Origin of the sequence: Phenylobacterium haematophilum (assembly GCF_014196295.1) — a bacterium.
Lineage (GTDB): Bacteria > Pseudomonadota > Alphaproteobacteria > Caulobacterales > Caulobacteraceae > Phenylobacterium > Phenylobacterium haematophilum.
This window is the reverse complement of the sequence record NZ_JACIDK010000004.1, coordinates 31,721-55,899: the sequence shown is the minus strand read 5'-3', so window position 1 is coordinate 55,899 and position 24,179 is coordinate 31,721. Positions and strand designations below refer to the sequence as shown.

The following is a 24,179-nucleotide window of genomic DNA, read 5'->3' as shown; positions in this document are numbered from 1 at the left end:
GCAGGACGGGGCGCTTAGCGCCCCGTCACGAACGCCCGCACGTCGTTGCTGAACGCCTTGAGCGCGTCCTCGTTGGTATAGGCCATGTGGCCGCCTTCGTAGTCGTGCAGCACCACGCGGTCGGCCGGCAGGGCGCCGTGGGCCTTGAGATAGCGGGCCGGACCGATGGTGGTCGTGGTGTCGTAGTAGCCGGTGCCGATCATCAGCCGGAAGGTCGGCTTGGCCTTCAGCGCCAAGCCGAAATTGGCTTGATAATCAAAGTCGTTGAACGGACCGCCGATGCCGCTGGTCGGCGACCAGCCCCAGCCGAGCGTGTCGGGCGCGAAGGAGCGGTACTCGGCCATCGGCCAGGTCACCTTGAGTTGGTCGGCCATGTAGGCGTCGAGGCTGGGCTTGACCATGTCGGAGACTTTGCCGAACGGGTCGGCCGGACGCGCCCCGGGGGCGGGGGCGGGGCCGGCGTAGCGGGCGTCGTACATGCCCAGCACCTGGCCCTTGTCCTTGAGCAGCTCGCTGACGAAGTCGACCTTGGAGATGATCAGGTCGTGGGTCAGGTAGTAGTCGGCGCCGATGCCGGTGAAGGCCTGGAGCTTGCGGGCGATGGCCTGGCGCTCGGCGTCCGGCAGGTCCTGGCCCTTCACGAGCGCCGGGAGATATTCATTCATTCCAAAGGCATAGGCCTCATCGACGAAGGTCGGAATGGTCTTGCCGCCGGTGTCGGCGCGGCCGTGATAGGCGGCGACGGCGGCCAGGGCGGTGATGTTGGTCGCGAACGAGACGGCGTTGCCGGGACGCTGGCTGGTCTCGATCATATTTACCGCCTGGCCCATCAGGATCACGCCGTCGAGCGGGGTGGTCTTGGCAAGCTGGCCGGCCATCACCGCGGCGCGGATCGTGCCGTAGCTCTCGCCCAGCACGTACTTCGGCGAGGCTTCGCGGCCGTTGGCCTTGAGCCAGGCCTCGACGAAGCCCGAAACCGACTTGGCGTCGCCGTCGACCTGGTAGAAGTCGGCGCGCTTGCCGGCCGACTGGACGCGGGTGAAGCCGGTCTCGGCCGGGTCGACGAACACCAGATCGGCGACGTCGAGCAGCGAGTAGGCGTTGTCCACGACCTTGTAGGGCTTGGGAACTTCGGCGGTCACGTCCTGCGGCGGGGAGATCCGGCGCGGCCCGAAGGCGCCCATGTGCAGCCAGGCCGAGGCCGAGCTGGGGCCGCCGTTGAACAGGAAGATCACCGGCCGCGAGGCCTTGTCCTTCAAGCCTTCGCGGACATAGGAGGTGGTCACGAAGCGGATCGTCGGCTCGCCCGCGGCGTTGCGCAGCGCCGTCTCACCGACGGTGGCGACGTACTTCACCTTCTGGCCGTTGAAGGTCCCGGTGTGACGGGTGACGAAGCTCTCGGCGGCGGCGGCGGCAGCCGGGGCGGGGGCGGCCTGAGCGTAGGCCTGCGGGGCGCCGGCGCAGAGGAGGAGGAGGGCGAGGGCTGCGGGCTTCAACGGCACTTTGACGGGCTCCGATGGCGAGTCTACCGGCAGGTTAGGCGGCGGGCGTCGCATTATCTTGCCGATGTTCAGGCAAGCGTCCGGCCGGGGCGGGGGCTTTATGCAGCGGCCGAGGTTGGCCGCGCATGGTCCATGCGACCTGGAGGCGCTCGGCAATCAAGCTATCCAAGGCCCAGTTTCGCTTTCGGCAGCTATCGGCGCGGCGGCATAAGCTATTCGGCGCACTTGCAGGAACCTGACTAGCCTATGTGCGGCCAAGGGGCCGGGCCCGACAGTTCGAAAAGATATTCTGCGCGATACGGCTATCCTATGTCGAGATCACCGGGGGAACGGATATGCGCGCCAGCCTGCGGGCCATGTTCTTGGGAGCCTGTCTGACCGCGATCAGCGTCGGCGGAACCGCTTACGCCGAGCCGGCGGCCGCGAGCGCCGCCCGCGCGCCGGTCGTCGCCGTGACCAAGCATGTCGGGACCTTCAACGGCCAGAAGGTCGCCTACAAGGCCATTGTCGCCGAGACCCTGCTGACCGACTCGGCCGGCGCGCAAACCGGATCGCTGGTGACCACCGCCTATGTCCGCGAGGGCGTCGCGGCCGCCGAGCGGCCGGTGCTGTTCCTGTTCAACGGCGGGCCGGGGGCCTCGACCACGCCGCTGCACTTCGGGGCGTTCGGGCCCAAGAAGCGCACCGAGGACGGCCCCAACCAACTGATGGTCGACAACCCCGACAGCATCCTCGACGCGGTCGACCTGGTGTTCATCGACCCGATCGGCACCGGCTACAGCCGCGCGCTGCCCGGCGTCGACGGCAAGCGGTTCTGGAGCCGGGACGGCGACGCCGCCTCGGTCAAGACGGTGATGGCCCAGTGGCTGAAGGCCAACGGCCGCGAGGCCTCGCCGCGCTACATGCTCGGCCAGAGCTATGGCACCACCCGCGCGGCGCTGGTCGCCGACATCGGGGCGGACCTCAAGCTCGACGGGGTGCTGCTGTTCGCGCTGGTCGGCTATCCGCCCGGGCGCGAGATGCCGTTCGTGACCACCCTGCCGACCTTCGCGACCACGGCCTGGCATCACGGCAAGGTCGACCGGGCCGGGCGAAGCGTGCAGCAGGTGCACGACGAGGCGGTCGAGTTCGCCCGCACGGCCTATGTCACCGCCCTGATCAAGGGCGCGAGTCTGCCGGCGGCCGAGAAGCGCGCCGTGGCCGAGAAGATGTCGGCGCTGATAGGGCTGCCGGCCGAGTTCATCCTCGCCAAGGATCTGCGGCTGAGCCGTGAGGACTTCATATTCAACCTGCTCAAGGACCAGGGGCTGCGCACCGGCCAGTTGGACGGGCGGGCGACGGCGCGGCTCGACGCGCCGGCCAAGCAGCCGCCCTATGACGATCCGGGCATGAACTACGCCGCGCCGCGCGCGCCGGGGCCGGCGCCGACGGGGGCGCTGAAGATCGCCAAGGGCATGAGCGCGCTGGAGTCCTACTACAAGGACACCCTGAAGTTCCGCACCGCCGAGACCTACAATTCGCTGAACCTCGACGTGAATTCGGCCTGGGACCACCAGGGCATGGCCGACGTCAACGGCCTGCTCGGCAAGGCGATGCAGGCCAGCCCGAAGATGCGGCTGTTCTGGGCCGCCGGCTATTTCGACGTCACCACGCCGCCCTATGGCGCGCGCTACGCCCTCGACCAGGCCGGCGTGCCGGGCGAGCGGCTGACCGCGGCCTATTTCGACGGCGGCCACTCGGTGTTCACCGACCCCGGCAACCACGCGGCGCTGAGCGCGGCCGTGCGCAAGTTCGTCCGGCCATAGGCTGGCTCGCCCAACACCCCTCATCCGTCAGGCTTCGCCTGCCACCTTCTCCCGCAAGGGGAGAAGGACGACTTCAAGGACCGTTCAGTCGATGCTCCCCACTCGCGTTTCGTTTCTCGCCCTGGCGCTGGCCGCCGGTCTCGCCGGTCCGGCCGCTGCGGAGGTGCAGAACTTCGTGGTCATCGCCAACGGCGAGAAGGTCGGCCACCTGACCGCCGACGTGCAGGGCCGCAAGGTCGCGGTGGACTATGCGGTCAGCAACAACGGCCGCGGTCCGAAGGCCAAGGAGGCGATCGAGCTGGACGCCTCGGGCGTGCCGGTGAACTGGTCGATCGACGGCTCGTCGCTGTTCGGCAGCCCGGTGCAGGAGCGCTTCGCCTGGAGCGCGGGCCAGGCCGAATGGACCAGCCAGGCCGACAAGGGGCAGATCGCCGCGGCCAAGCCGATCCTCTACGCCGCCAACGACGCCAGCCCGTGGATGCTGGGCGTCTATGTGAAGGCGCTGTTGAAGTCGCCGACCAAGACCCTGCCGCTGGCGCCGTCGGGCGAGATGCGGCTGAAGGAGGTGCGCAAGCTGACCCTGGGCGAGGGGAAGGCCGCGGTTCCGGTCACGGTCTATGAGCTGTCGGGCATCGACCTATCGCCGAGCTATGTGCTGATCGACAAGAAGGGCGAGCTCTACGGGACGCTCGATGGCGGCCTGATCCGCGAGGGGGCCGAGGCCAATATCCCGCAGCTGCAGAAGGTCAGCCGCGAGGTCGACCTGCAGGCGGCCGTCGAGGCCCAGGCCAAGCTGGCGCACCGCTTCGAGACCCCGGTGCGGATCCGCAACGTCAAGGTGTTCGATCCCAAGACCATGAAGGTCGGCGGGCTTTCGACCGTGACGGTGTTCAAGGACCAGATCACCAGCGTCGAGCCGGAAGACGCGAGCCGTCCGGTCCCGAAGGGGGAGACGGTGATCGACGGGCAGGGCGGCACGCTGGTGCCCGGCCTGCACGACATGCACTCGCACACCACTCTGCAGTCGAACCTGTTCAACCTCGCGGCGGGGGTCACCGCGGTCCGCGACCAGGGCAACTACAACGAGGAACTGCTGGGCTGGATCGACGGGCTGGAGACCGGCAAGCTGGCCGGCCCGCGCATCGTCCGAAACGGCTTCCTCGAAGGCCGCAGCCCCTATTCGGCCCGTCACGGCTTCATCGCCGACAGCCTGGAAGGGGCGCTGAAGGACGTGCGCTGGTACGCCGACCACGGCTACTGGCAGATCAAGATCTACAACTCGATGAACCCCGACTGGGTAGCCCCGATCGCCGCCGAGGCGCACCGCCTGGGCATGGGCGTGACCGGCCACGTGCCGGCCTTCTCGTCGCCCGACCGGGTGATCAGGGACGGCTACAACGACATCGCCCACATCAACCAGCTGATGCTGGGCTGGATCCTCGATCCGAAGGAAGACACCCGCACGCCGCTGCGGCTGACCGGCATGGCGCGGGCCAAGGATCTCGACCTGAACGGCCCGAACGTGCAGGCGACGATCGCCCTGATGAAGGAAAAGGGCGTGGCGCTGGACACCACGGCGATGATCCTCGAGCGGCTGATGCTGTCGCGCTCGGGCCAGGTGCAGGCGGGCGACGCGCCCTATATCGACCACGTGCCGGTCGGCTATCAGCGCTACCGCAAGCGCAATTTCGTCACCATCGCCGATCCGCAGCAGGACGCCGACTATCACGCGGGCTACGCCAAGGTGCTGGAGACCCTGAAGCTGCTCGACGACCGCGGCGTCCAGCTGCTGCCGGGCACCGACGACGGCACCGGCTTCTCGCTGCTGCGCGAACTGGAGATCTATGTGCAGGCCGGCATCTCGCCGGGCAAGGCGCTGCGGCTGGCGACGCTGGACAGCGAAAAGTACTTCGGCCGCGACCACCAGCTGGGCTCGATCGAGCGCGGCAAGCTGGCCGACTTCTTCCTGGTCGAGGGCGATCCCACCGCCGACATCAGCAACGTGCGCAAGATCCGCATGACCATGCGCGGCGGCGTCGCCTACTACCCGGCCGAGATCTACGAGCACCTGAACGTCAAGCCGTTCAGCGCCCCGCCGCCAGTGAGCGTGGTGAAGTAGGGGCTTCCTCCTCCCCTTGCGGGAGAAGGGCGGTTCGCGCGTTGCCTGCCGGTGCGAGACGCCATACTCAAGCTAGTTGATGACGTTCCTCTGGCATCTGCGCGGGTCGGTCGCTCTGGACGGCGGCCCCTCGAACGAGGCGGCGCTTCGGCGCGTGAAGCGACTGCTGAAGAAGCAGCGCAAGCCGGTCACGGACGAGGGCGCGGACTTCGTCGCCTTCGATCAGCCGCTCTGGCGGGATCCAGCTCACAATTGGGCGCTCCTGGTGTTCTATAATCAGGGGCGCTTCTGGATCGCGCAGGGGGCGGTGGGGCGGGACGTGGTCGCGCTGTGGCTGGCGGCGCGTGACGGACGCACGCCGCTGGCGGCCAAGCTGCTCGCCGGCGCGGTTGCGGCCTATGCGCTGAGCCCGATCGACCTGATCCCCGATTTCGTGCCCGTGCTCGGCTATCTGGACGACCTGCTGATCGTTCCGGCGGGCATCGCGCTGGTGATCCGCCTTATCCCGGGCGCCCTGATGGCGGAGTTCCGGGCCCAGGCCTTGCAGCGGCTCGATCGCCCGAGGAGCCTAGCGGCGGCGGCGATCATAGCGGCGGTGTGGATCGGCGCTGCGGCGCTCGCGGGGCTCTGTGCGGTGCAGGCGATGCGCGGCTAACCGACCACTTCCGTCTCCTTCGGCGCGGAGACCTTGCGGGTCTTGGCCTGGGCTTTCGGCTTGGGGAGCAGGCGAAAGCGAGTCTGGCACCAGGCGTAGTCGATGCCGACGTCGAGCAGGGCGTCGGAGCGGCCGCAGGGGCAGGCGAACTCCATGACCCCGAACACGCGGTAGGTCTCGCCGGCCTGGAGGGGCACGGGGCGTCCGGTGACATGGTTGGGGGCGGCGTTGACGCAGAGAACGAGATCGCCAGGGCCGACAGCGTCACTCATGGCTTCTTTTCCTAGGCTGGCGGCAAGTCTAGACCCGGATCCGGCAGGCGCAAAGGCGCGTTTCCGGCGACGTCGGCGAGGCCGGCCGTAGGAGATCAGGCTGCGCTTCCGTACGGGCGCCTGCCGCAAGCTCTGACGGCGGCGCTGCGCAATGTCATGGCCTGGCCTGAGGGTTCGACCCGATGCCGGACCTAGGGGCGGCGATGCTTAGCTGACCGGGCAAGAGGGCGCAGCCGCCAGTTACGGATTGCTCGCATGGGCGTCGGCTCGAAGGATGAAAGACGGCTGCATGGCCTGTGGGCGGTCAGCGAGCGCGTCGTGCACCTGTGCCAGGCGATCGTCATCCTGGCGGCCGAACTGCTGGTAGTGGCGTCGATCCTGGTCGCGACCTGGCTGCTCTATGCGCTTTTCACCGAGCGGGTGGTCGGATCGCTGGGGTCGATAGACACGCTGGGCGAGGTGCAGTCGGCGGTCGAGCACGTGTTCGCCGGCGTGCTGCTGCTCATGCTGGGGCTGGAGCTGCTCAAGAGCCTGACGAGCTTCTTCACCGGCTTCCACGTCCAGGTCGAGATTATCGTGGTGGTGGCGATGATCGCGGTCGTGCGGCACGTGATGCTGATCGACCTGGAGCACGCGCCATGGACTACGCTGGTCGGCGCGGCCGCGCTGGTCCTGGCCCTGGCGATCAGCTACGCGCTCGTGCGGCTGAGCGCGGTCAACGCCAAGAAGAACGGCGTCGACGGCGGCGGCTAGCCGCCGGCCGCCTGGGGGACGATGACGCCTTCGGTGACGAAGCGGCCGACCAGCGGGCGCAACCGCGCCGGCGGCGGCGTCACGCCTCCCATCGCGCGGGCGGCCCTGGACGAGGCGCGGCGGCGCGGTCCAAGAAAGACAGCGCTGGGAGGACGCTAGCCATGAAGATAAGGTTCGCGGCGCTGACCGCGCTGGCCGCGCTGTCGGTGGGGACCGCCTGCGGAGCGCAACTGTTGCCCAAGGACACCGAAGTCTGGACGCCTGTGCCGCCGGTGGTCGCACCGGGCGCGCAAGTCGGCGGCGCGCCAAGCGACGCGCTGGTGCTGTTCGACGGCACGGACCTGTCGCAATGGGTGGCGGTCAAGGACAAGGCGCCGGCCGGCTGGACGGTGGAGGGCGGCGTGCTGACCGTGAACAAGGCGGCCGGCAACATCGAGACCAGGCAGAGCTTCGGCGATTACCAGCTGCACATCGAGTGGCGCGTTCCGGCGACCATCACCGGCGAGGGCCAGGCGCGCGGCAACAGCGGGCTGTTCCTCGCCTCGACCGGCGGCGGCGACGCCGGCTACGAGATCCAGATTCTCGACTCCTTCGAGAACCCGACCTACGTCAACGGCCAGGCCGCCAGCATCTACAAGCAGCGCCCGCCGCTGGCCAACGCCATGCGCAAGCCGGGCGAGTGGCAGACCTACGACGTCATCTGGCGCGCGCCGGTGTTCGGCGCGGACGGCGCGTTGGTGAAGCCGGCGCGGGTCACGCTGCTGCACAATGGGGTGCTGGTGCAGGACAATGTCGAGCTGACCGGCGAGACGGTGTTCATCGGCCAGCCTAAGTACAAGGCGCACGGCAAGTCGCCGATCAAGCTGCAGGCGCACCGCGATCCGAGCGAGCCGATCAGCTTCCGCAACATCTGGGTGCGGGAGCTGGCGCCGGCGACGTAGGGCGATGCGCCGGCGGTGCTGACGACGTTGAGCAAGCGGACGTGCGGATGGACGGCCGGGACTTCTAGCGCGTCTCGACGGTGAGGTGCGCCAATTCGTGGACCGGGATCAGGCGGCGGCGGACCTCGGCGGCGTCGAGGCCGCCGACCACGCTGACGATGGCCGCGTGCGCCTGGGGCCCGACGCGCCAGACATGCAGATCGCAGATGCGCGCGTCGCCGGGACCTTCCAGCAGCTCGCGGACCTCGGCGGCGACGTGCGCGTCGGTGGCGTCGAGCAGCACGCCGGCGGTGTCGCGCATCAGGGTCCAGGACCAGCGGCCGATCACCAGGGCGCCGACAATGCCCATGACCGGATCGAGCCACACCCAGCCGAGTAGCCGCCCGGCCAGCAGCGCGACGATCGCCAGCACCGAGGTCAGGGCGTCGGCGAGCACATGCATGTAGGCCGAGCGCAGGTTGTTGTCGCCGCTGTCGTGGACGCCGTGGTGGCTGTGGTCGTGGTGATGGTCATGGCCGTGATGGTCATGGGCGTGGTGATCGTGACCGGCGCCCAGCAGCAGGGCGCTGACCAGGTTCACCGCCAGGCCGACGACGGCGACGATGGTGGCTTCGCCGAAGGCGACGGTGGTCGGCTCGAGCAGCCGCTTGACGGACTCGACCCCGATGCCGATGGCGACCATGCCCAGCACCAGCGCCGAGGCGAAGCCGGCCAGGTCGCCGACCTTGCCGGTGCCGAAGCTGAACCTGTCGCTGCGCGCGTGCTTGCGGGCGTAGGCGTAGGCCGCGGCGGCGACGCCGAGCGCGCCGGCGTGGGTGGCCATGTGGAAGCCGTCGGCCAGCAGCGCCATCGAACCGGTCCAGTAGCCGGCGATGATCTCGGCGACCATCATCACGGCGGTGAGGCCCACGACCCAGAGCGTGCGGCGGGCGTGGTCGTCATGCGCCGCGCCGAGGAACACATGGTCGTGGGCGAGGTCTTCGAGGTCGGCGGACGTCGTCATGGGGCGGTTCACTTCGAATAGCGGCGGATGGCTTCGATGACTTCCTCGGCGGCCTGGGCGCGCGCCGCGTCGTCGAGACCGGGCGCGGCGACGTGCTCGCGCAGGTGGGCTTCGACCACCTCGTCCAGCAGGCCGTTGATCGCGCCGCGAGTAGCGGCGACCAGGTGCAGGGTGTCGGCGCAGGCGGCGTGGCCGGCGATCGAACGCTCGATCGCCTCGACCTGGCCGGCGATGCGGCGGACGCGCTTGAGCAGCGCGTCATTCTGGGAGGAGAGGTGGGCCATAGGATACCCCCCTATGGTATATTAGGCGTCCTGACAAGCGGCTGAGGATCGGCGGCGTGGCTGGCCGGCGTCAAAGGGCGTCGCAGGCCTGGCGCCGTTTATCGTGCGAGCGAGGGCCGGCTTGCTGCATCTAACCCATCGTCGTCGGCGACCGAGGGCCCGCCATGGCGACGCGCGAAGTCGATGAACGCCTTGAACGCGGCGGTCGGGTTGCGCCGGCTAGGATAATACAGGCTCAAAGGCGGCAGCGTAGGCGTCCAGTCCTCCAGCACACGGACAAGACGGCCCGCGTCGATGTCGTCCCGCACGTCGGACTCCATCGCCAGAGTGAGACCAACGGACGCCAGCGCCGCGGTGCGAGCAAGGCCCGCTTCATCGAGGGTAAGGCCGCCTTCCACGTCGACATGGATCGACTGCCCATCCTTCTCGAACGGCCAGCGGTAGATCGCGCCATTGGGAAGCCGCACGCGGAGGCAGGTATGCGCGGCGAGGTCCTGCGGGATCTTCGGCGTCCCGCGCGACTCCAGATAACTCGGCGCGCCGACCACCACATTGCGCCGGGGGCCGCCCAGCGGCAGGGCGATCATGTCGACAGGCACCAGATCTTCGCTGCGCACGCCAAGATCGAAGCCGCCAGCCACGATGTCGACAAGACGCCCCTCCGTGACGATGTCGATGTGGACCTGGGGGTGCAGGCGCTGGAACGGCAGGACGAGCGAGGAAAAGATCTCCCGCGCCGCCGTGGGAAAGGCGTTGATGCGCAGCGTGCCCGACGGGGTGGCCTGCTGAGAGCGAGCCGCCTCCATCGCCTCATGAATGTCGCGAACGGCGGGAGCGACCTGCTCGATGAACCGCTGACCGGCCTCGGTAAGGGACACGCTTCGCGTCGTGCGGTTGAAAAGTCGCACGCCGAGCGCGCGCTCCAGCTTTCCGACCGCGTTGCTCAGGGCCGTGGTCGAGACCCCGAGCTCGACCGCCGCTGCACGGAATTTTCCCCGCCGGGCGACCATGAGAACGGCGTCCAGCTCGGTCAGGGCATGTTGAACCATTGTCCCGTTTTCCGTGATGAGTCGTTCCAATTTGTCCCGATTATGCGGCGACCTGTCCACGCCTAACTTGGCTGGCAATCGCACCCGCCGCCGCCCACGGCGGCCAGCGCCGCAAACAGGACAGGACAGATGCCGCTCGAACTTCCACCTCCGATCGCCGCCTATGTGAAGGCCAACGCTCAGCTCGATGTCGACGGCATGCTCCAGCCATTCGCGGCGGACGCCGTCCTCCGCGACAACGGCGCGGTCTTCAGGGGCCACGCTGAAATCCGCCGTCTGCTCGAAGAGGCGGTCGTTCCCGTAAAGGCGATCTTCGCACCGGACGCCGCGCGCCAGGACGGCGTTCAGGTCGTCGTCGAAGGCCCCGCCCATGGCGACTTTCCGGGAAGCCCTATCCGCTTCACCTACCGCTTCACTCTCGAAGGCGACGCCATCAAGGCGCTGGAGATCACGGCATGACCGGCAAGTCTGACCCAACCGAGTTCGCCGGCAAGCGGGTGCTCATCAGCGGCGGCACGAAGGGTCTCGGCCGCGCCACCGTCGATCGGTTCCTGGCTGGCGGGGCTCGGGTGATCACTTCCGCCCGCGCAAACTTGGAGCCCATCGACGGCGTCGAATTCGTCCAGGCGGACCTAACGACGGCTGAGGGCGGGGAAGCCTTCGCGAAGGCGGCGCTGGAACGCCTGGGCGGCGTCGACATCCTGGCTCACGTCATCGGCGGCTCGACGACGCCGGGCGGCGGCTTCTCAGCCCTGACAGACGATCACTGGCTGGCCGAACTGAACCTGAATCTTCTGGCCACGGTTCGTCTGGATCGGCTTCTGATCCCGCAGATGATCGAGCGCGGCGCCGGCGCCGTGGTGCATGTCGCCTCCATCCAGTCGGTCCTGCCGCTGCCGGAATCGACCACGGCCTACGCCGCCGCCAAGGCCGCGCTCAGGACTTACAGCAAGTCGATCTCCAAGGAGCTCGGGCCGAAGGGCGTACGGGTCAACGTCGTCTCCCCCGGCTGGATTATGACCGAAGCGACCGCCGACTTTCTGAAACGTCTGCAGGCCGCCAACGGCGGCACCATCGAGGAGGCGCGGCAGGCTGTTCTCGACGGTCTGGGGGGCATCGCCATCGGCCGTGGCGCCGAACCCTGCGAGGTGGCCGACCTAATCGCCTACCTGGCTTCGGATCGCGCCGCCGCGATCCATGGCGCTGAGTTTGTCATCGACGGTGGAACAGTTCCCACCGTCTGAATCCATGAGCGTGCCCGGCTCGGCTCTCTATTGAGGGCAGACGCGCTTTACGGATGCCGTGGTTGATCGATCGCCGGGCGCGACGACCGCGCCGTGGGCCGGCTAGCCGAGCGGTTCGCCGCGCTGGAAGGCGGTGACGCGGGGGGCGTGGTAGGCGCTGACCACGTCGTGGCGCGGGGTGGCCTGGACGTAGACGTCGATCTCGGCGAGCAGGGCGTCCCAGGCCTGCGCGAGCTGCGGGGTGAACGCCGGGCCGAGGACCTCGCGCACCGCGTCGCGGACGACCGCGAAGAAGGTCGCGAACACCTCGCGCGGGACGTCATAGCCCTCGTGGGTGATGATCTCGGTCTCGATCATGTGGTCGGCGTAGCGGCGCTCGCCGATGAAATCGAGGATGGCGGCGAAGGTGCGCGAGAGCATCTCGCCCTTGATGGCGTCGGTGGTGTCGCGCCAGAAGTAGGGCTCCATCTGCGGCTGGAGCTCAAAGAGGCGCTTGTAGACGATGGGGGTCGGGTCCTCGCAGAGTTCGGCCAGCTGTTCCAGGCTGGCCTCGATTTCCGCGGCGCGCGCGAAGGCGGGGGCTGTCGACATCTGCTTCTCCCATGGGTCTCTAAGGACCTTGGACGGGAGCCTAGACCGGCGGGCGGGCGCTGGAAACGGCAGATGTTGGAATTCGAGACATAACCGCATAGGGGCCTCGCAGCGGCGTGGGGCTGCTGGCCCGCGCCGCCGCGCAACTGCCCGCCTAGGATTGGCGGCCTAGAGCTTGCGGCCGAGGTGCTTCTCGACCTGGCGCCGTTCCCACGCGCCGTCGAGGAACGGGACGAAGTTGAACACGCTGGCGCCGTGAGCCAGGAGGCCGAGGCCCCAGCCGAGCGCCGGCCAGACGAACCACAGATAGTGCGCGTAGCTCATCAGGTTGATGAGGGCGAGGATCGGAATGACAATCAGGTACTGGGTCAGGTGGACATAGAAGCCCTTGACCTTGCGCACGTGGGCGAGGGCCAGGGCTTCGTCGGGCCTGACGTCGTCCGGCCTGACGTTGTCGGGGCGGGTGGCGTCCATGGACGGCTCCTTCAAGCGGTCGAGGTCTGTTTCGAAGACCGCCGCGAGGGCGTTCATCGTCTCGAGGCTGCCGGGCTGGCCGCGCTCGAGCCGTTGAACCGTGCGGACGCTGAGGCCCGATACTTCTGCGAGCTGTTCCTGGGACCAGCCTCTTTGCAGTCGCAGCTTCTGGATCAGCATGTCCAAGTCCTCGTCGGAGATCGCCCCGACCGTGAAGGATCAAGGCCTGTCGGCTCCACGTCAGCAACCCGCCAGCCGCCCGCCAACAGGGCGACATAACCCCGACAGACTAGGCCGAGCGGGCCGCCGCGCCAACTTGTCGCGACCCTGGACAAGGCTGCTGCAGCGGGTCAGACCTTGAGCCATGCGGGCGGCGCTTCGCCCGCCGCGGCGGCGCCCAAATTGGGGGCCAGAACCGCCGGGGATCGGTTCGCGCGAGGTGAGTTTGAAGACGTTGGCGGTCATCGCCCTGAAGGGGGGCTCGGGCAAGACCACGGTGGCGACGCACCTGGCGCTGGCGGCGCATTTGCGCGGGCGGCAGGCGCTGGTGGTCGACACCGATCCGCAGAACTCGGCGCGGGACATCCTGGAGACGCGCGAAGGCGGCGGGCCGCAGGTGGTGAGCGCCGCCGCGCGCAACGTGCTGGCCGCGCAGTTCGGGGCGCTGTCGCAGGGCAAGGACCTGCTGATCATCGACACCGCCGCCGGGGCGGTGGAGTCGGTCGGCGAGGCGGTGGTGCTGGCCGACTTCGCGCTGCTGGTGGCGCGCCCGACGCTGATCGACCTGTCGGGCCTGGCGCGGACGCTGAGCCTGGTGCGCAAGATCGGCAAGCCGTCGGTGGTGGTGATGAACCAGGCCCCGGTGGCGCGCGGCAATGTCGAGGCGCCGCTGGTCAAACGGGCGATGAAGGGCCTGGACTACATGCGCGCCGAGGTCGCCCCGGCGATCCTGCGCTCGCGCTCGATCTACCAGACGGCGCTGGAGCGGGGCCGCTCGGCCGAGGAGTCGCCCGACCGCGCCGCAGCCGGCGAGATCGCCGCGCTGTGGGACTTCGTCGACGCGAGGCTGCGCGCCCTGCCGGCGCCGTCCCGGGATGGGCTCAGCGCCTGACCGCGCGCAGCAGGCATAGGCCCTAGCGGGGCGGTGGGGCGGTGCTGGCCCGGACGACCAGGCGGTGGGGCAGGGTCACCTGCTGCAGGGTCGTGGCGCGGCCCTTGAGGATGTCGAGCAGCAGGCGCACGACCTCGTGGCCGATGGCGTCCATCGGCTGGCTGACCGTGGTGAGCTGCGGGGCCAGGTACTCGGCGAAGCGGATGTCGTCGAAGCCGACCAGGGAGACGTCGCGCGGGCAGATGAGACCGGCGCGGCGGATCGCCTCCAGCGCGCCCATGGCCATCTCGTCGCTGAAGCAGAAGATCGCGGTCGGGCGGTTCTCGCCCTCCAGCAGGGCGGCCGCCTGATGCAGGCCAGACTCGATGCTGAAGTCGCCGGTGATGACCTGGAGGGCCGCGGTCTGGCCGTGGCGCTCGGCGGCGGCGCGGACGCCGGCCAGGCGGTCGGCGCTCAGCGGGCTGGCCAGCGGGCCGGTGATCACCCCCACGCGGACGTGCCCCAGGCCATAGAGGTGGTCCATCACCTCCTGTGCGGCGGCGGTATTGTCGATGTGGGCGCTGGCGACGCCGAGGTCGGGCGCGAACTCGCAGCCGTTTACTATGGGCGTGCGCGGGCCCATCGCCGCGACCATGTCGACCAGGGTGTCGGGCAGGCGGTGGCCGAGGAAGATCAGGCCGTCGGCCTCCTTGCGGCGGAGCATGGTGGCGTACTGCTCCTCGCGCTCCTCCTGGTGGCGGGTGTCGCCGAGCAGCACCGAATAGCCGGCCGCGTGCGCGGCCTCCTCGACGCCGCGGATGACCCGCGAGAAGAACGGGTTGGAGATGTCCGGCACGGTGACCAGGATCTTCTCGGTGCGCAGGGTGCGAAGGCTCTTGGCCGCGAAGTTCGGCTCGTAGCCGAGGCGGGCGACCGCCTCCATGACCTTCTGCCGGGTGCCTTCCAATACGAGGTCGGGGGCGCTGAACACCCGTGAAACCGTCGCGGTGGAGACCCCCGCGTCGCGCGCGACATCTTGAATGGTAGGCATCGGCGCGACACTGGCGAGAAGCGCCTGTCATTACAAGGCGCAGGTGCGCCGGGGCCGGGCCCCACAATGCAGTTGCCGCGCGATAGGGCGGCTGTTACGGATGATTTCGATTACATCAGCGCGAGCGCGGGCCGATTCAGGGCTTTAGACGCCGCCTCGGAAGCCGGTCGGGGAGGGCCAGGAAGATGACGACGAACGTTCGGCTATTCCTGATGATGGTGCTGCAGCTGGCCATCTGGGGCGCCTGGGCGCCCAAGCTGTTCCCGTACATGACCATGCTGGGCTTCGAGGCCTGGCAGCAGTCGCTGGTCGGCAGTTCGTGGGGCGTGGCCGCCTTGGTCGGGATCTTCTTCTCCAACCAGTTCGCCGACCGCAATTTCTCAGCCGAGCGCTTCCTGGCCGCCAGCCACCTGATCGGCGGCCTGGCGCTGGTGGGCGTGGCGTTCTCGACCAGCTTCTGGCCGTTCTTCGCCTGCTACCTGATCTACAGCCTGCTTTATGTGCCGACCCTGTCTGTGTCGAACTCGATCGCCTTCGCCAACCTGCGCGACCCGGCGGCCGACTTCGGGGCCGTGCGGATGGGCGGCACGGTCGGCTGGGTGATGGTCAGCTGGCCGTTCGTGTTCCTGCTGGGCGCGCACGCGACGGCCGAACAGGTGCGCTGGATCTTCCTGGTCGCGGCGCTGATCTCGTTCGCCGCCGCCGGCTATTCGCTGACCCTGCCGCACACCCCGCCGCGCAAGGAAGCGGCCGGCATCGACAAGCTTGCCTGGCGCCGGGCGCTGACCCTGCTGGGCACGCCGTTCGTGCTGGTGCTGTTCATCGTCACCTTCATCGATTCCGTGATCCACAACGGCTACTTCGTGGTCTCGGACGCCTTCCTGACCGACCGCGTCGGCATCGCCGGCAACCTGTCGATGGTGGTGCTGAGCCTGGGCCAGGTGGCCGAGATCCTGACCATGTTCCTGCTGGGGCGGGTGCTGATCCGGCTGGGTTGGAAGGCGACGATGATCGTCGGCATCCTGGGCCATGCGGCGCGGTTCGCGGTGTTCGCCTTCTTCGCCGACAGCATCCCGGTGATCGTGGCCGTGCAGCTGCTGCACGGGATCTGCTACGCTTTCTTCTTCGCCACCGTGTACATCTTCGTCGACGCGGTGTTCCCCAAGGACGTGCGCTCGAGCGCCCAGGGGCTGTTCAACCTGCTGATCCTCGGGGTCGGCAATGTGGTGGCGAGCTTCCTGTTCCCGGCGCTGATGGGACGCCTGACGACCAGCGTCGCCGGCGCCGACGGCGTGGCGCGCACCGTCGTCGACTATCCGGCCCTGTTCATGGTCCCGACCGGCCTGGCGCTGGGCGCGGTGCTGCTGCTGGCCCTGTTCTTCCGTCCGCCGACCCGCGGCCCCGTCGCGGCCGACGAACAGGCGAGCGACCAGCCCCTGACCCCCAGCGTCGCCGCGCCGCACTGACGGCTGCGCGAGAAGGAGACCCGAGATGACACCAGGATTTCAGCGGCGCAGTGTGCTGGCGGGATTGGCAGGAATGGGAGCGGCCATGACGGGATTTGCGACGAACGCCAATGCGGCGGGCGGTAAGTTGTTCTTCCAGCGCCACGGCCTGCCGATCGGGCTGCAGCTCTATACGCTGGGCTCGGACGCAGCCAAGGACCTCGACGGCACGCTCGCCCAGGTCGCCAAGATCGGCTACCGCAACATCGAGCTGGCCGGCCTGCTGGGCAAGACCGCCCCGGAAATGAAGGCGGCGATGGACCGCGCGGGCCTGACCTGCACCAGCGCCCACATCCAGGGCCGGGCGATGGGCTCGCAGAGCTTCAGCGGCGATCTTTCCAAGCTGGCCGACGACCTCAACGTGCTGGGCGTGAAGTCGGCGGTGATGCCGCTGTTCTACATTCCCGACCGCTTCGAGCTGAAGCCGAACCTGGGCGAGGACGGTCCGGCGTTCCTGAGCCGGATGGCCGGGCAGATGACTCTGGACGACTGGAAGTGGAACGCCGACTTCCTGAACCAGAAGGGCCGGGCCCTGAAGAGCGCCGGCATCACTGTCGGCTATCACAACCACAACAACGAGTTCGCCCCGATCGACGGCACGACGGGCATGGACGTCCTGCTGAAGGAGACCGACCCGTCGCTGGTGACCTTCGAGATGGACGCCGGCTGGGTGACCGCCGCTGGGCATGACCCGTTCGCGCTGCTCAAGGAGCACAAGGGCCGCTTCACCCTGATGCACGTGAAGGACATCAAGCCGACCACCACGTCGAACTTCGTGCTGAAGCAGGATCCGACCGAGGTCGGCAGCGGCATGATCGACTGGAAGAAGCTGCTGCCGGCGGCCTACGAGTCCGGCGTGCGCGGGTTCTTCGTCGAGCAGGAGCCGCCGTTCGCGCGTCCGCGCATCGAGGCCACGAAGATCAGCCACGACTACCTGGCGAGCGTGGCCGCCTGATGACGCGTGGAGTTCCCCTGCGGCTGGCCATGGTCGGCGGCGGACCTGGCTCGTTCATCGGGCCGGTGCATCGGATGGCGGCGGAGTTGGACGGCGCCATCGAACTGGTCGCGGGCGCGTTCAGCCGCGATGCGCAGAAGAACGCCCAGGCCGCCCAGGCCTGGGGCGTGGCGGGCGACCGGGCCTATGGCGACTATCGCCAGATGCTGGCGGCGGAAGCGGCGCGGACGGACGGGGCGCAGCTGGTGGCGGTGGTGACGCCCAACCACCTGCACTTCGAGGTCGCGGCCGCGGCGCTGCAGGCCGGGATGCACGTGATCAGCGACAAGCCGGCGACCTTGAACCTGGCGCAGGCGCAGGACCTGGCCGGGGTGGTGGCGGCGGCGGGCAAGCTCTATGGCCTGACCTTCGTCTACACCGGCTATCCGATGGTCCGCGAGGCGCGCGAGATCATCGCCCGCGGCGACCTGGGCGCGGTGCGCAAGGTGATCGTCGAGTACTCGCAAGGCTGGCTGTCGCGGCCGATCGAGCGCGATGGCGACAAGCAGGCCGGCTGGCGGGCCGATCCGGCCCAGGCCGGGATCGGCGGGGCCATCGGCGACATCGGCGTGCACGCGTTCAATATCGCCGAGTTCGTGAGCGGCGTGCGGGTCGAGCGGCTGTGCGCCGACCTCGCCGCCGTGGTGCCGGGCCGCACGCTGGACGACGACTGCAACGTGCTGCTGCGCTTTTCCGGCGGCGCGCGCGGCGTGCTGATCGCCTCGCAGATCTCGGCCGGGGCCCGCAACGGCCTGACCATCAAGGTCTATGGCGAGAAGGGCGGCCTGACCTGGTCGCACGAGCGCCATACCGAGCTTGTCGTCGACTGGCTGGACGGCCCGACCCAGATCCTGCACGCGGCCTCGGGCTACCTGAGCCCGGTCGCGCGGGCCGGCTCGCGCATTCCGACCGGCCACCCCGAGGGCTTCATCGAGGCCTTCGCCAACATCTACCGAGACTTCGCCGAGGCGGCGGCCGCGGGCCGCGCCGATGCGGGCCTGGTCCCCGACATCGCCGAGGGCGTGCGCAGCATGGCCTTCGTCGAGCGCGCGGTCAGCGCCAGCGCCGCGGGCGAGGGCTGGGTGGCGCTAGGAGGCGCAGCATGAAGACGCTCAAAGGCCCCGGGATCTTCCTGGCCCAGTTCATCGGCGCCGAGCCGCCGTTCGACAAGCTGGAGACGATGGCCAAGTGGGTCGCCTCGATGGGCTATGTCGGCGTGCAGATGCCGACCGGCGGAGCGGACTCGTTCTTCGACCTGGCGCGCGCCGCCGAGAGCCAGACCTATTGCGACGAGGTCGCAGGGGTGCTGGCCGAGCACGGCCTGGTGATCACCGAGCTCTCGACCCACCTACAGGGCCAGCTGGTCGCCGTGCATCCGGCCTATGACGAGCTGTTCGACGGCTTTGCGCCGCTGGAGCTGCGCGGCAAGCCGGCCGAGCGCCAGGCCTGGGCGGTCGAGCAGGTGAAGGCCGGCGCGGTCGCCAGCCGGCGGCTGGGGCTGAAGGCGCATGCGACGTTCTCGGGCGCGCTGGCCTGGCCGTATTTCTATCCGTGGCCGCAGCGGCCGGCGGGCCTGGTGGAGGAAGCCTTCGCCGAGCTGGGCCGCCGCTGGCGGCCGATCCTCGACGCCTTCGAGGAGCAGGGCGTCGACGTCTGCTACGAGATCCATCCGGGGGAGGACCTGCACGACGGGGCGACCTTCGAGCGGTTCCTGGACGAGGTCGGCGGGCACAAGCGGGCCAACATCCTCTACGACCCGAGCCACCTGATCCTGCAGCAGCTGGACTATCTCGGCTACATCGACCGCTATCATGAGCGCATCCGCGCCTTCCACGTGAAGGACGCCGAGTTTCGGCCGGATGCGCGTTCGGGCGTCTATGGCGGCTACCAGGGCTGGGTCGAGCGGCCGGGCCGGTTCCGCTCGCTCGGCGACGGCCAGGTCGACTTCAGGGCGATCTTCTCGAAGATGGCGCAGTACGACTACGACGGCTGGGCGGTGCTGGAGTGGGAGTGCGCTCTGAAGCATCCCGAGGACGGCGCGCGCGAGGGCGCCCAGTTCATCCGCGACCACATCATCCGCGTCACCGAGCACGCCTTCGACGACTTCGTCGGCAGCGCGCCGGACGCCGGCCGCAACCGGCGGCTGCTCGGCCTCTAAAGCCTGGAGTTTCTCAGTATGAAGTTCGCGATCATCCTGGCCGCGAGCCTGGCGGCGGCCGGCTCGGCGTCGGCCGCGCCCTCGGGCGAGGCGGTGTTCAAGCAGCGCTGCGCGGTCTGCCACTCGATTGCGCCGGCCCCCGGCAAGATGGGGCCGCCGCTGGCGGGCGTCATCGGGCGCAAGGCCGGGACGCTGCCGGGCTACGCCTACAGCAGCGCGATGAAGGGCTCGAAGCTGGTCTGGGACGCGGCCACCCTCGACACCTACCTGAAGGCGCCGGCCAAGAGCGTGCCGGGCACCAAGATGCTGGTCGGCGCGCCCGACGCCGAGCAGCGCGCGGCGCTGGTGCAGTATCTGGGGACGATGAAGAACTAGGTCGGCGCAATGCGTCATCCGGGTTTGCGCAGCAGGACCGGGACCCATTCGCACCGTGCAGGTGGAACGGGCGCGACCAAGGTGAGCTTCGCGGCGCCGGGTGTTCATGGGGCCCGGTCTTCGGCCTGCGGCCCAAACCGGGATGACATGGAAACGACCGCAGCTCCTGCAGGCCGCGCGTTTCGGCGTTCCCTTGTGTGCTTGCAATGTAACCCATTTCATGAAACCTGGGATCCGCAAAGCGCAGGTCGGCGTGAAGGCGGATTCGCGTCCGCCGCCGACGCGCCGAAAGAACCAGGCGGATCGCGCCGACGAACTGAGACCGGGGGGAATGATGGCCAATCTGAACGGCCGTTCGCGCCAGGAAAACACCTATGACGCCATCGTCGTCGGCAGCGGGATCAGCGGAGGCTGGGCCGCCAAGGAGCTGACGCAGAAGGGTCTGAAGACCCTGGTGCTGGAGCGCGGGCCGATGGTCCGCCACCTGGAAGACTATCCGACCGCGATGACCGATCCCTGGGACACCAAGTACCCGCAGGGCAAGCTGCCAGCCGACCAGCTGAAGGCGCAATATCCGGTGCAGTCGCGCACCGGCTACACGGTCACCGAATACACCAAGCACTTCTTCGTCCGGGACGACGAAAACCCCTACACCGAGGAAGAGCGCTTCGACTGGATCCGCAGCTATCAGGTGGGCGGGCGCTCGCTGACCTGGGGCCGCCAGAGCTATCGCCACAGCCCGATGGACTTCGAGGCCAACGCCCGCGAGGGGATCGGGGTCGACTGGCCGATCCGCTACGCGGACCTGGCGCCCTGGTACGACTATGTGGAGCGCTTCATCGGCGTCTCCGGCCAGAACGAGGGCCTGCCGCATCTGCCCGACGGCCAGTTCCAGCCGCCGATGGAGATGAACTGCGTCGAGAAGGCCTTCAAGTCGAGGGTCGAGGGCAAGTTCGGCGAGCGCCGGATCACCATGGGCCGGGCCGCGCACCTGACCGAGCCGACCGAGGAGCAGCTGAGCCTGGGGCGCAGCAAGTGCCAGCATCGCAACATGTGCATGCGCGGATGCCCGTTCGGCGGCTACTTCAGCTCCAACTCGGCGACGCTGGTGGCGGCCGAGCGGACAGGCAACCTGAACCTGCGGCCGAACGCGATCGTCACCTCGCTGATCTATGACGGCAGGGCCGGCAAGGCGAGCGGCGTGCGGATCCTCGATTCCGAGACAATGCAGGAAGAGGAATACTACGCCGAGGTGATCTTCCTCTGCGCCTCGACCCTGAACTCGACCTGGATCCTGCTGAACTCGACCAGCTCACGGTTCGAGAACGGCTTCGGCAACGGCAGCGACCAACTGGGCCGCAACGTCATGGACCACCACTTCCGCGTCGGGGCCAAGGCCGACGTTACGGAGTTCGCCGACAAGTACTACTCCGGCCGCCGGCCGAACGGCATCTACATCCCGCGCTTCCGCAACCTGGGCGATGCGGCGACCAAGAAGGACTTCCTGCGCGGCTACGGTTACCAGGGCGGGGCCTCGCGTCCCGGCTGGGACCGTGATCTGGCGGGCGAGGGCTTTGGCGCCGAGCGCAAGAGCGCGCTGAGCCAGCCCGGCCCGTGGACGATGCAACTCGGCGCGTTCGGCGAGATCCTGCCCTACGAGGACAACCGCGTGACCCTGAACCACGCGGTCAAAGACAAGTACGGCCTGCCGACCCTGTCGGCCAAGGTGACGATCCGCGAGAACGAAAAGGCCATGCGCAAGGACATGCAGGCCGCGGCCGTGGAGATGCTGGAGGCCGCGGGCTTCAAGAACGTGCAGGCCGCCGATCTCGGCTACGCGCCCGGCCTCGGCATCCACGAGATGGGCACGGCGCGGATGGGCCGCGACCCGAAGACCTCGGTGCTGAACGCCCACAACCAGGTGCACGAGTGCACGAACGTCTACGTCACCGACGGCGCGGCCATGACCTCGGCCTCCTGCGTGAACCCGTCGCTGACCTACATGGCGCTGACCGCGCGGGCCGTCGACCACGCGGTGCAGGCCAAGCGCAAGGGGGACCTGTGATGCTGAACCGTCGCGACGCGTTCCGGGGCCTGGCCCTGACCATGGGCATGGTGTCGGTCGGCTTCGCCGGCCCGGTCGCCGCCGCCCTGCCGCCGCTCTCCTGGTCGCCGACCGCCCTCGACGCCGAGCAGGCCCGGGCGCTGGACGCCGCGGCCGAGCTGATCGTGCCGACGACCGACACCCCCGGCGCCCGCGAGGCCAAGGCGCCGCAGTTCGTCGACCGCGCCATCGCCACCTATCTGCAGCAACCCCAGGCCGAGCTGTTGAAGAGCGGCCTGACACAGATGAACGCCGATGCGCGGGCCGGGCACGGCAAGGCCTTCGCCGACCTGACGGCGGCCCAGCAGGCCGCGCTGCTGACCCGCTACGACCAGGAGGCGGCCGCCGCCCGCAAGGCGTGGAAGCCGCGGCACTTCTTCTCGTTGCTGAAGGAGTACGTGACCATCGGCTACTTCACCTCGGAGCCCGGCGCGACGCTGGCGCTGCGATACGAGCCGGTGCCCGGCGAGTACCACGGCTGCATTCCGCTGGCCGAGGTCGGGAAGGCCTGGGCGCTGTAGTCAGCGCCGCTGGGCCACCGGGTTCTCGGGGATCGGCGACATCGCCTTGAGCTCGGCCATGGCGTCGAGGCTGATCTTGGCCCAGCGCTTGAACAGCATGGTGAAGTCCGAGCGGTTGGTGACGCTGTTGCGCATGTAGGGGCCGGTGTCGCCGGCTTCGCGCGTGTCGATGGCCCGGCCGAGCAAGGCGCCGGTCTCGGAGTCGCGCGCCTCGATCACCACGGTGGCTGAGCCGGCGTCCTCGCTGAAGGTGCGCGAGCGGCCGGCGGTCGGCCGGTCCGGGGCGGTGACGTAGAGGTTGGCGACGCCGGTGCGCAGGCGCAGAACGTCGGGACCGGGCGTGGTCACCACCTGGTAGCCGGCGTCGTTGTAGGCCTTGGTGAACACCTCCTCGAAGCCGGTGCTGACCGCGTTGAGCATCTTCTGGGCGTCTTCCTTGGAGATGCGCTGCGAGAGGTCCATCGCCTCGTTGTTGTAGTCGCGCAGCCAGTTCTTGCGGAACGCCACGTCGGTGGGGTCGAGCATGACCTTGGTGTAGCCGCGGAAGTCGGCGCCCGGCAGCACGTAGGCGGCGTCGAAGCGCTTGGATTTCACGTTGGTGAGGCCGTCCCAACTGGCGGGCGGCTCGGCGGCGAACGCCTGGGGCGCGGCGCTTCCCAGCAGGCAGAGGGCGGCGAGCGCGGTGACGACGGCGCGGCGGGTCATGGTGTGGCTCCCTACGGAAGGTCAGCGTCACCTTGCGCCCCGCGCCCGGGGGCAGAAATCAGGGGAAACCCGCAAAGCCCGGTCGGGGAACCGCGAGGCGCTCAGGCCGGCCGGGCGGCGGGATAGCGGTGCTTGAACCAGGCCTGGTAGAGCGCGCCCATGATCATGCTGACCAGCAGATAGAGCAGCACCGCGGCCGTGACGCGCTTGTCGGCGAAGGTGGTGTTGGCGATCAACATGGCGATGCCGGGATGGCGCACGGAGCTGGCCACCGCCAGGGTGGCGCGGTCGTAGTCGGCCGGCCCCCCCAGCATGTGCCCGCCGATCAGGGTGACGAGGGTGAGGGCGGCCATGGCGATCACCGCGCCGTCGCCGATCAGGGACCGGATCGCCGGCCAGATGGTCGCCAGGATCGGGAAGAACACCAGCAGCACCAGCAGCATGCTGAGCCGGTAGACCCAGGGAACGATGCGCTCGGCGAAGTCCGGCGCGATGCGGCGGACGAGCATGCCGAGCCCGAGCGGGATCAGAACGCCGGTGGCGACGGTGGCGGCGATGGTGTGGAAGGGCAGGGTCCGCGGTTGGCCGAACAGCCGCGCGGCGAGGTCGAAGACCAGCGGCACGGCGATGATGGTCAGCAGCGCCATGGCGAGATAGACGCCGTAGGCGTACTCCTTGCGCGCGCCGATACTGAGCTGCTTGCCGGGCACCAGCGGCGGCACCGGCGAGATCGCCATCAGCATGATGCCGGCCTTCACCGCAGGCTCGAGCGGCAGAACCCAGACCATGGCGGCGGCGGCGATCGGGGGGATGACCTCGACCGCCAGGATCGCCCTGATCAGCAGGCCCGGCCGCCGCAGCACATAGAGCAGGTCGCCGTGCCCGGCCTTGAGGCCGACCGTCATCACGAGGCCGGCGAGGCTGAGCGTCAGCAGCAGCGGCAGGATCTGCTTGAGGGCTTCCATGATCTTGCCGCCTCCGCGG

The 24,179-nt window shown here is 68.9% G+C and carries 25 protein-coding genes; 15 read left to right on the top strand and 10 right to left on the bottom strand.

Annotated features, from left to right (window positions below):
• Window positions 1-14: 14 nt before the first annotated feature.
• Window positions 15-1,502 (bottom strand): S10 family serine carboxypeptidase-like protein, encoded by a 1,488-nt coding sequence (locus GGQ61_RS14385; protein WP_183773994.1) that lies wholly within the window; start codon window positions 1,500-1,502, stop codon window positions 15-17.
• A 335-nt stretch (window positions 1,503-1,837) separates the two neighbouring features.
• Between GGQ61_RS14385 and GGQ61_RS14380 the strand changes: the two genes are divergently transcribed.
• The 3 genes from GGQ61_RS14380 (at window position 1,838) to GGQ61_RS22725 (ending at window position 6,081) form a co-directional block, all read left to right on the top strand.
• Window positions 1,838-3,307 (top strand): S10 family peptidase, encoded by a 1,470-nt coding sequence (locus GGQ61_RS14380; protein ID WP_183773991.1) that lies wholly within the window; start codon window positions 1,838-1,840, stop codon window positions 3,305-3,307.
• Between the two features lie 91 nt (window positions 3,308-3,398).
• On the top strand, window positions 3,399-5,426 hold the full coding sequence (locus tag GGQ61_RS14375) for an amidohydrolase family protein (protein ID WP_183773988.1): 2,028 nt from the start codon (window positions 3,399-3,401) through the stop codon (window positions 5,424-5,426).
• A 79-nt stretch (window positions 5,427-5,505) separates the two neighbouring features.
• On the top strand, window positions 5,506-6,081 hold the full coding sequence (locus tag GGQ61_RS22725) for a YkvA family protein (RefSeq protein WP_183773985.1): 576 nt from the start codon (window positions 5,506-5,508) through the stop codon (window positions 6,079-6,081).
• On the opposite strand, the gene GGQ61_RS14365 is transcribed toward GGQ61_RS22725, so the two are convergent.
• Window positions 6,078-6,353 carry a hypothetical protein gene (locus GGQ61_RS14365; protein WP_183773982.1) on the bottom strand — a complete coding sequence of 92 codons (276 nt, stop codon included), beginning with the start codon at window positions 6,351-6,353 and terminating at the stop codon, window positions 6,078-6,080. The genes GGQ61_RS22725 and GGQ61_RS14365 overlap by 4 nt on opposite strands.
• Window positions 6,354-6,608: 255 nt before the next feature.
• On the opposite strand from GGQ61_RS14365, the gene GGQ61_RS14360 reads away from it, so the two are divergent.
• Together GGQ61_RS14360 and GGQ61_RS14355 are read left to right on the top strand one after the other, a co-directional pair.
• Window positions 6,609-7,106: a phosphate-starvation-inducible PsiE family protein gene (locus GGQ61_RS14360; RefSeq protein ID WP_183773980.1), complete on the top strand. Its 498-nt coding sequence runs from the start codon at window positions 6,609-6,611 to the stop codon at window positions 7,104-7,106.
• Window positions 7,107-7,267: 161 nt separating this feature from the next.
• A complete protein-coding gene (locus GGQ61_RS14355) occupies window positions 7,268-8,047 on the top strand; it encodes a 3-keto-disaccharide hydrolase (protein WP_183773977.1) in 780 nt (259 codons plus the stop codon).
• 64 nt (window positions 8,048-8,111) lie between these two features.
• Here GGQ61_RS14355 and dmeF read toward each other — a convergent pair whose 3' ends face one another.
• The 3 genes from dmeF to GGQ61_RS14340 all read right to left on the bottom strand — a co-directional run bounded on the left by dmeF (window position 8,112) and on the right by GGQ61_RS14340 (window position 10,413).
• Window positions 8,112-9,050 (bottom strand): CDF family Co(II)/Ni(II) efflux transporter DmeF, encoded by a 939-nt coding sequence (gene dmeF, locus GGQ61_RS14350; RefSeq protein ID WP_183773974.1) that lies wholly within the window; start codon window positions 9,048-9,050, stop codon window positions 8,112-8,114.
• Between the two features lie 8 nt (window positions 9,051-9,058).
• Window positions 9,059-9,334, bottom strand: coding sequence for a metal/formaldehyde-sensitive transcriptional repressor (locus GGQ61_RS14345; RefSeq protein ID WP_183773970.1), 276 nt, complete (start codon window positions 9,332-9,334; stop codon window positions 9,059-9,061).
• Window positions 9,335-9,432: 98 nt separating this feature from the next.
• Entirely contained in the window at window positions 9,433-10,413 is a 981-nt protein-coding gene (locus tag GGQ61_RS14340; RefSeq protein WP_246370931.1) for a LysR family transcriptional regulator, read from the bottom strand.
• A gap of 99 nt (window positions 10,414-10,512) precedes the next feature.
• Here GGQ61_RS14340 and GGQ61_RS14335 point away from each other — a divergent pair, with 99 nt between their 5' ends.
• Window positions 10,513-10,842 carry a nuclear transport factor 2 family protein gene (locus GGQ61_RS14335; RefSeq protein ID WP_183773967.1) on the top strand — a complete coding sequence of 110 codons (330 nt, stop codon included), beginning with the start codon at window positions 10,513-10,515 and terminating at the stop codon, window positions 10,840-10,842.
• The gene (locus GGQ61_RS14330; protein WP_183773964.1) at window positions 10,839-11,627 is read left to right on the top strand and encodes an SDR family oxidoreductase; all 789 of its coding nucleotides are present in this window, start codon (window positions 10,839-10,841) and stop codon (window positions 11,625-11,627) included. The genes GGQ61_RS14335 and GGQ61_RS14330 overlap by 4 nt, the downstream gene beginning before the upstream one ends.
• 102 nt (window positions 11,628-11,729) lie before the next feature.
• Here GGQ61_RS14330 and GGQ61_RS14325 read toward each other — a convergent pair whose 3' ends face one another.
• Entirely contained in the window at window positions 11,730-12,218 is a 489-nt protein-coding gene (locus GGQ61_RS14325) for a globin (RefSeq protein WP_183773961.1), read from the bottom strand.
• Window positions 12,219-12,386: 168 nt separating this feature from the next.
• Window positions 12,387-12,872, bottom strand: a complete 486-nt coding sequence (locus GGQ61_RS14320; RefSeq protein WP_183773958.1) for a 2TM domain-containing protein — start codon at window positions 12,870-12,872, stop codon at window positions 12,387-12,389.
• Between the two features lie 265 nt (window positions 12,873-13,137).
• On the opposite strand from GGQ61_RS14320, the gene GGQ61_RS14315 reads away from it, so the two are divergent.
• Window positions 13,138-13,803, top strand: a complete 666-nt coding sequence (locus tag GGQ61_RS14315) for a nucleotide-binding protein (protein WP_183773955.1) — start codon at window positions 13,138-13,140, stop codon at window positions 13,801-13,803.
• Between the two features lie 22 nt (window positions 13,804-13,825).
• On the opposite strand, the gene GGQ61_RS14310 is transcribed toward GGQ61_RS14315, so the two are convergent.
• Window positions 13,826-14,833, bottom strand: a complete 1,008-nt coding sequence (locus GGQ61_RS14310) for a LacI family DNA-binding transcriptional regulator (protein WP_183773952.1) — start codon at window positions 14,831-14,833, stop codon at window positions 13,826-13,828.
• Between the two features lie 185 nt (window positions 14,834-15,018).
• On the opposite strand from GGQ61_RS14310, the gene GGQ61_RS14305 reads away from it, so the two are divergent.
• The 7 genes from GGQ61_RS14305 (at window position 15,019) to GGQ61_RS14275 (ending at window position 22,490) form a co-directional block, all read left to right on the top strand.
• A complete protein-coding gene (locus tag GGQ61_RS14305) occupies window positions 15,019-16,299 on the top strand; it encodes an MFS transporter (RefSeq protein WP_183773949.1) in 1,281 nt (426 codons plus the stop codon).
• An 85-nt stretch (window positions 16,300-16,384) separates the two neighbouring features.
• The gene (locus GGQ61_RS14300; RefSeq protein WP_246370929.1) at window positions 16,385-17,293 is read left to right on the top strand and encodes a sugar phosphate isomerase/epimerase family protein; all 909 of its coding nucleotides are present in this window, start codon (window positions 16,385-16,387) and stop codon (window positions 17,291-17,293) included.
• The gene (locus GGQ61_RS14295) at window positions 17,293-18,438 is read left to right on the top strand and encodes a Gfo/Idh/MocA family protein (RefSeq protein ID WP_183773943.1); all 1,146 of its coding nucleotides are present in this window, start codon (window positions 17,293-17,295) and stop codon (window positions 18,436-18,438) included. The genes GGQ61_RS14300 and GGQ61_RS14295 overlap by 1 nt, the downstream gene beginning before the upstream one ends.
• Window positions 18,435-19,490 carry a sugar phosphate isomerase/epimerase family protein gene (locus tag GGQ61_RS14290; protein ID WP_183773940.1) on the top strand — a complete coding sequence of 352 codons (1,056 nt, stop codon included), beginning with the start codon at window positions 18,435-18,437 and terminating at the stop codon, window positions 19,488-19,490. The genes GGQ61_RS14295 and GGQ61_RS14290 overlap by 4 nt, the downstream gene beginning before the upstream one ends.
• A gap of 18 nt (window positions 19,491-19,508) precedes the next feature.
• The gene (locus tag GGQ61_RS14285; RefSeq protein ID WP_183773937.1) at window positions 19,509-19,865 is read left to right on the top strand and encodes a c-type cytochrome; all 357 of its coding nucleotides are present in this window, start codon (window positions 19,509-19,511) and stop codon (window positions 19,863-19,865) included.
• 334 nt (window positions 19,866-20,199) lie between these two features.
• On the top strand, window positions 20,200-21,930 hold the full coding sequence (locus GGQ61_RS14280; protein WP_183773934.1) for a GMC oxidoreductase: 1,731 nt from the start codon (window positions 20,200-20,202) through the stop codon (window positions 21,928-21,930).
• Entirely contained in the window at window positions 21,930-22,490 is a 561-nt protein-coding gene (locus tag GGQ61_RS14275) for a gluconate 2-dehydrogenase subunit 3 family protein (RefSeq protein ID WP_183773931.1), read from the top strand. Before GGQ61_RS14280 ends, GGQ61_RS14275 begins: the two co-directional genes overlap by 1 nt.
• On the opposite strand, the gene GGQ61_RS14270 is transcribed toward GGQ61_RS14275, so the two are convergent.
• Window positions 22,491-23,195 carry a DUF3313 family protein gene (locus tag GGQ61_RS14270; RefSeq protein WP_183773928.1) on the bottom strand — a complete coding sequence of 235 codons (705 nt, stop codon included), beginning with the start codon at window positions 23,193-23,195 and terminating at the stop codon, window positions 22,491-22,493.
• A 101-nt stretch (window positions 23,196-23,296) separates the two neighbouring features.
• On the bottom strand, window positions 23,297-24,160 hold the full coding sequence (locus tag GGQ61_RS14265; protein ID WP_183773925.1) for a bile acid:sodium symporter family protein: 864 nt from the start codon (window positions 24,158-24,160) through the stop codon (window positions 23,297-23,299).
• Window positions 24,161-24,179 lie beyond the last annotated feature (19 nt).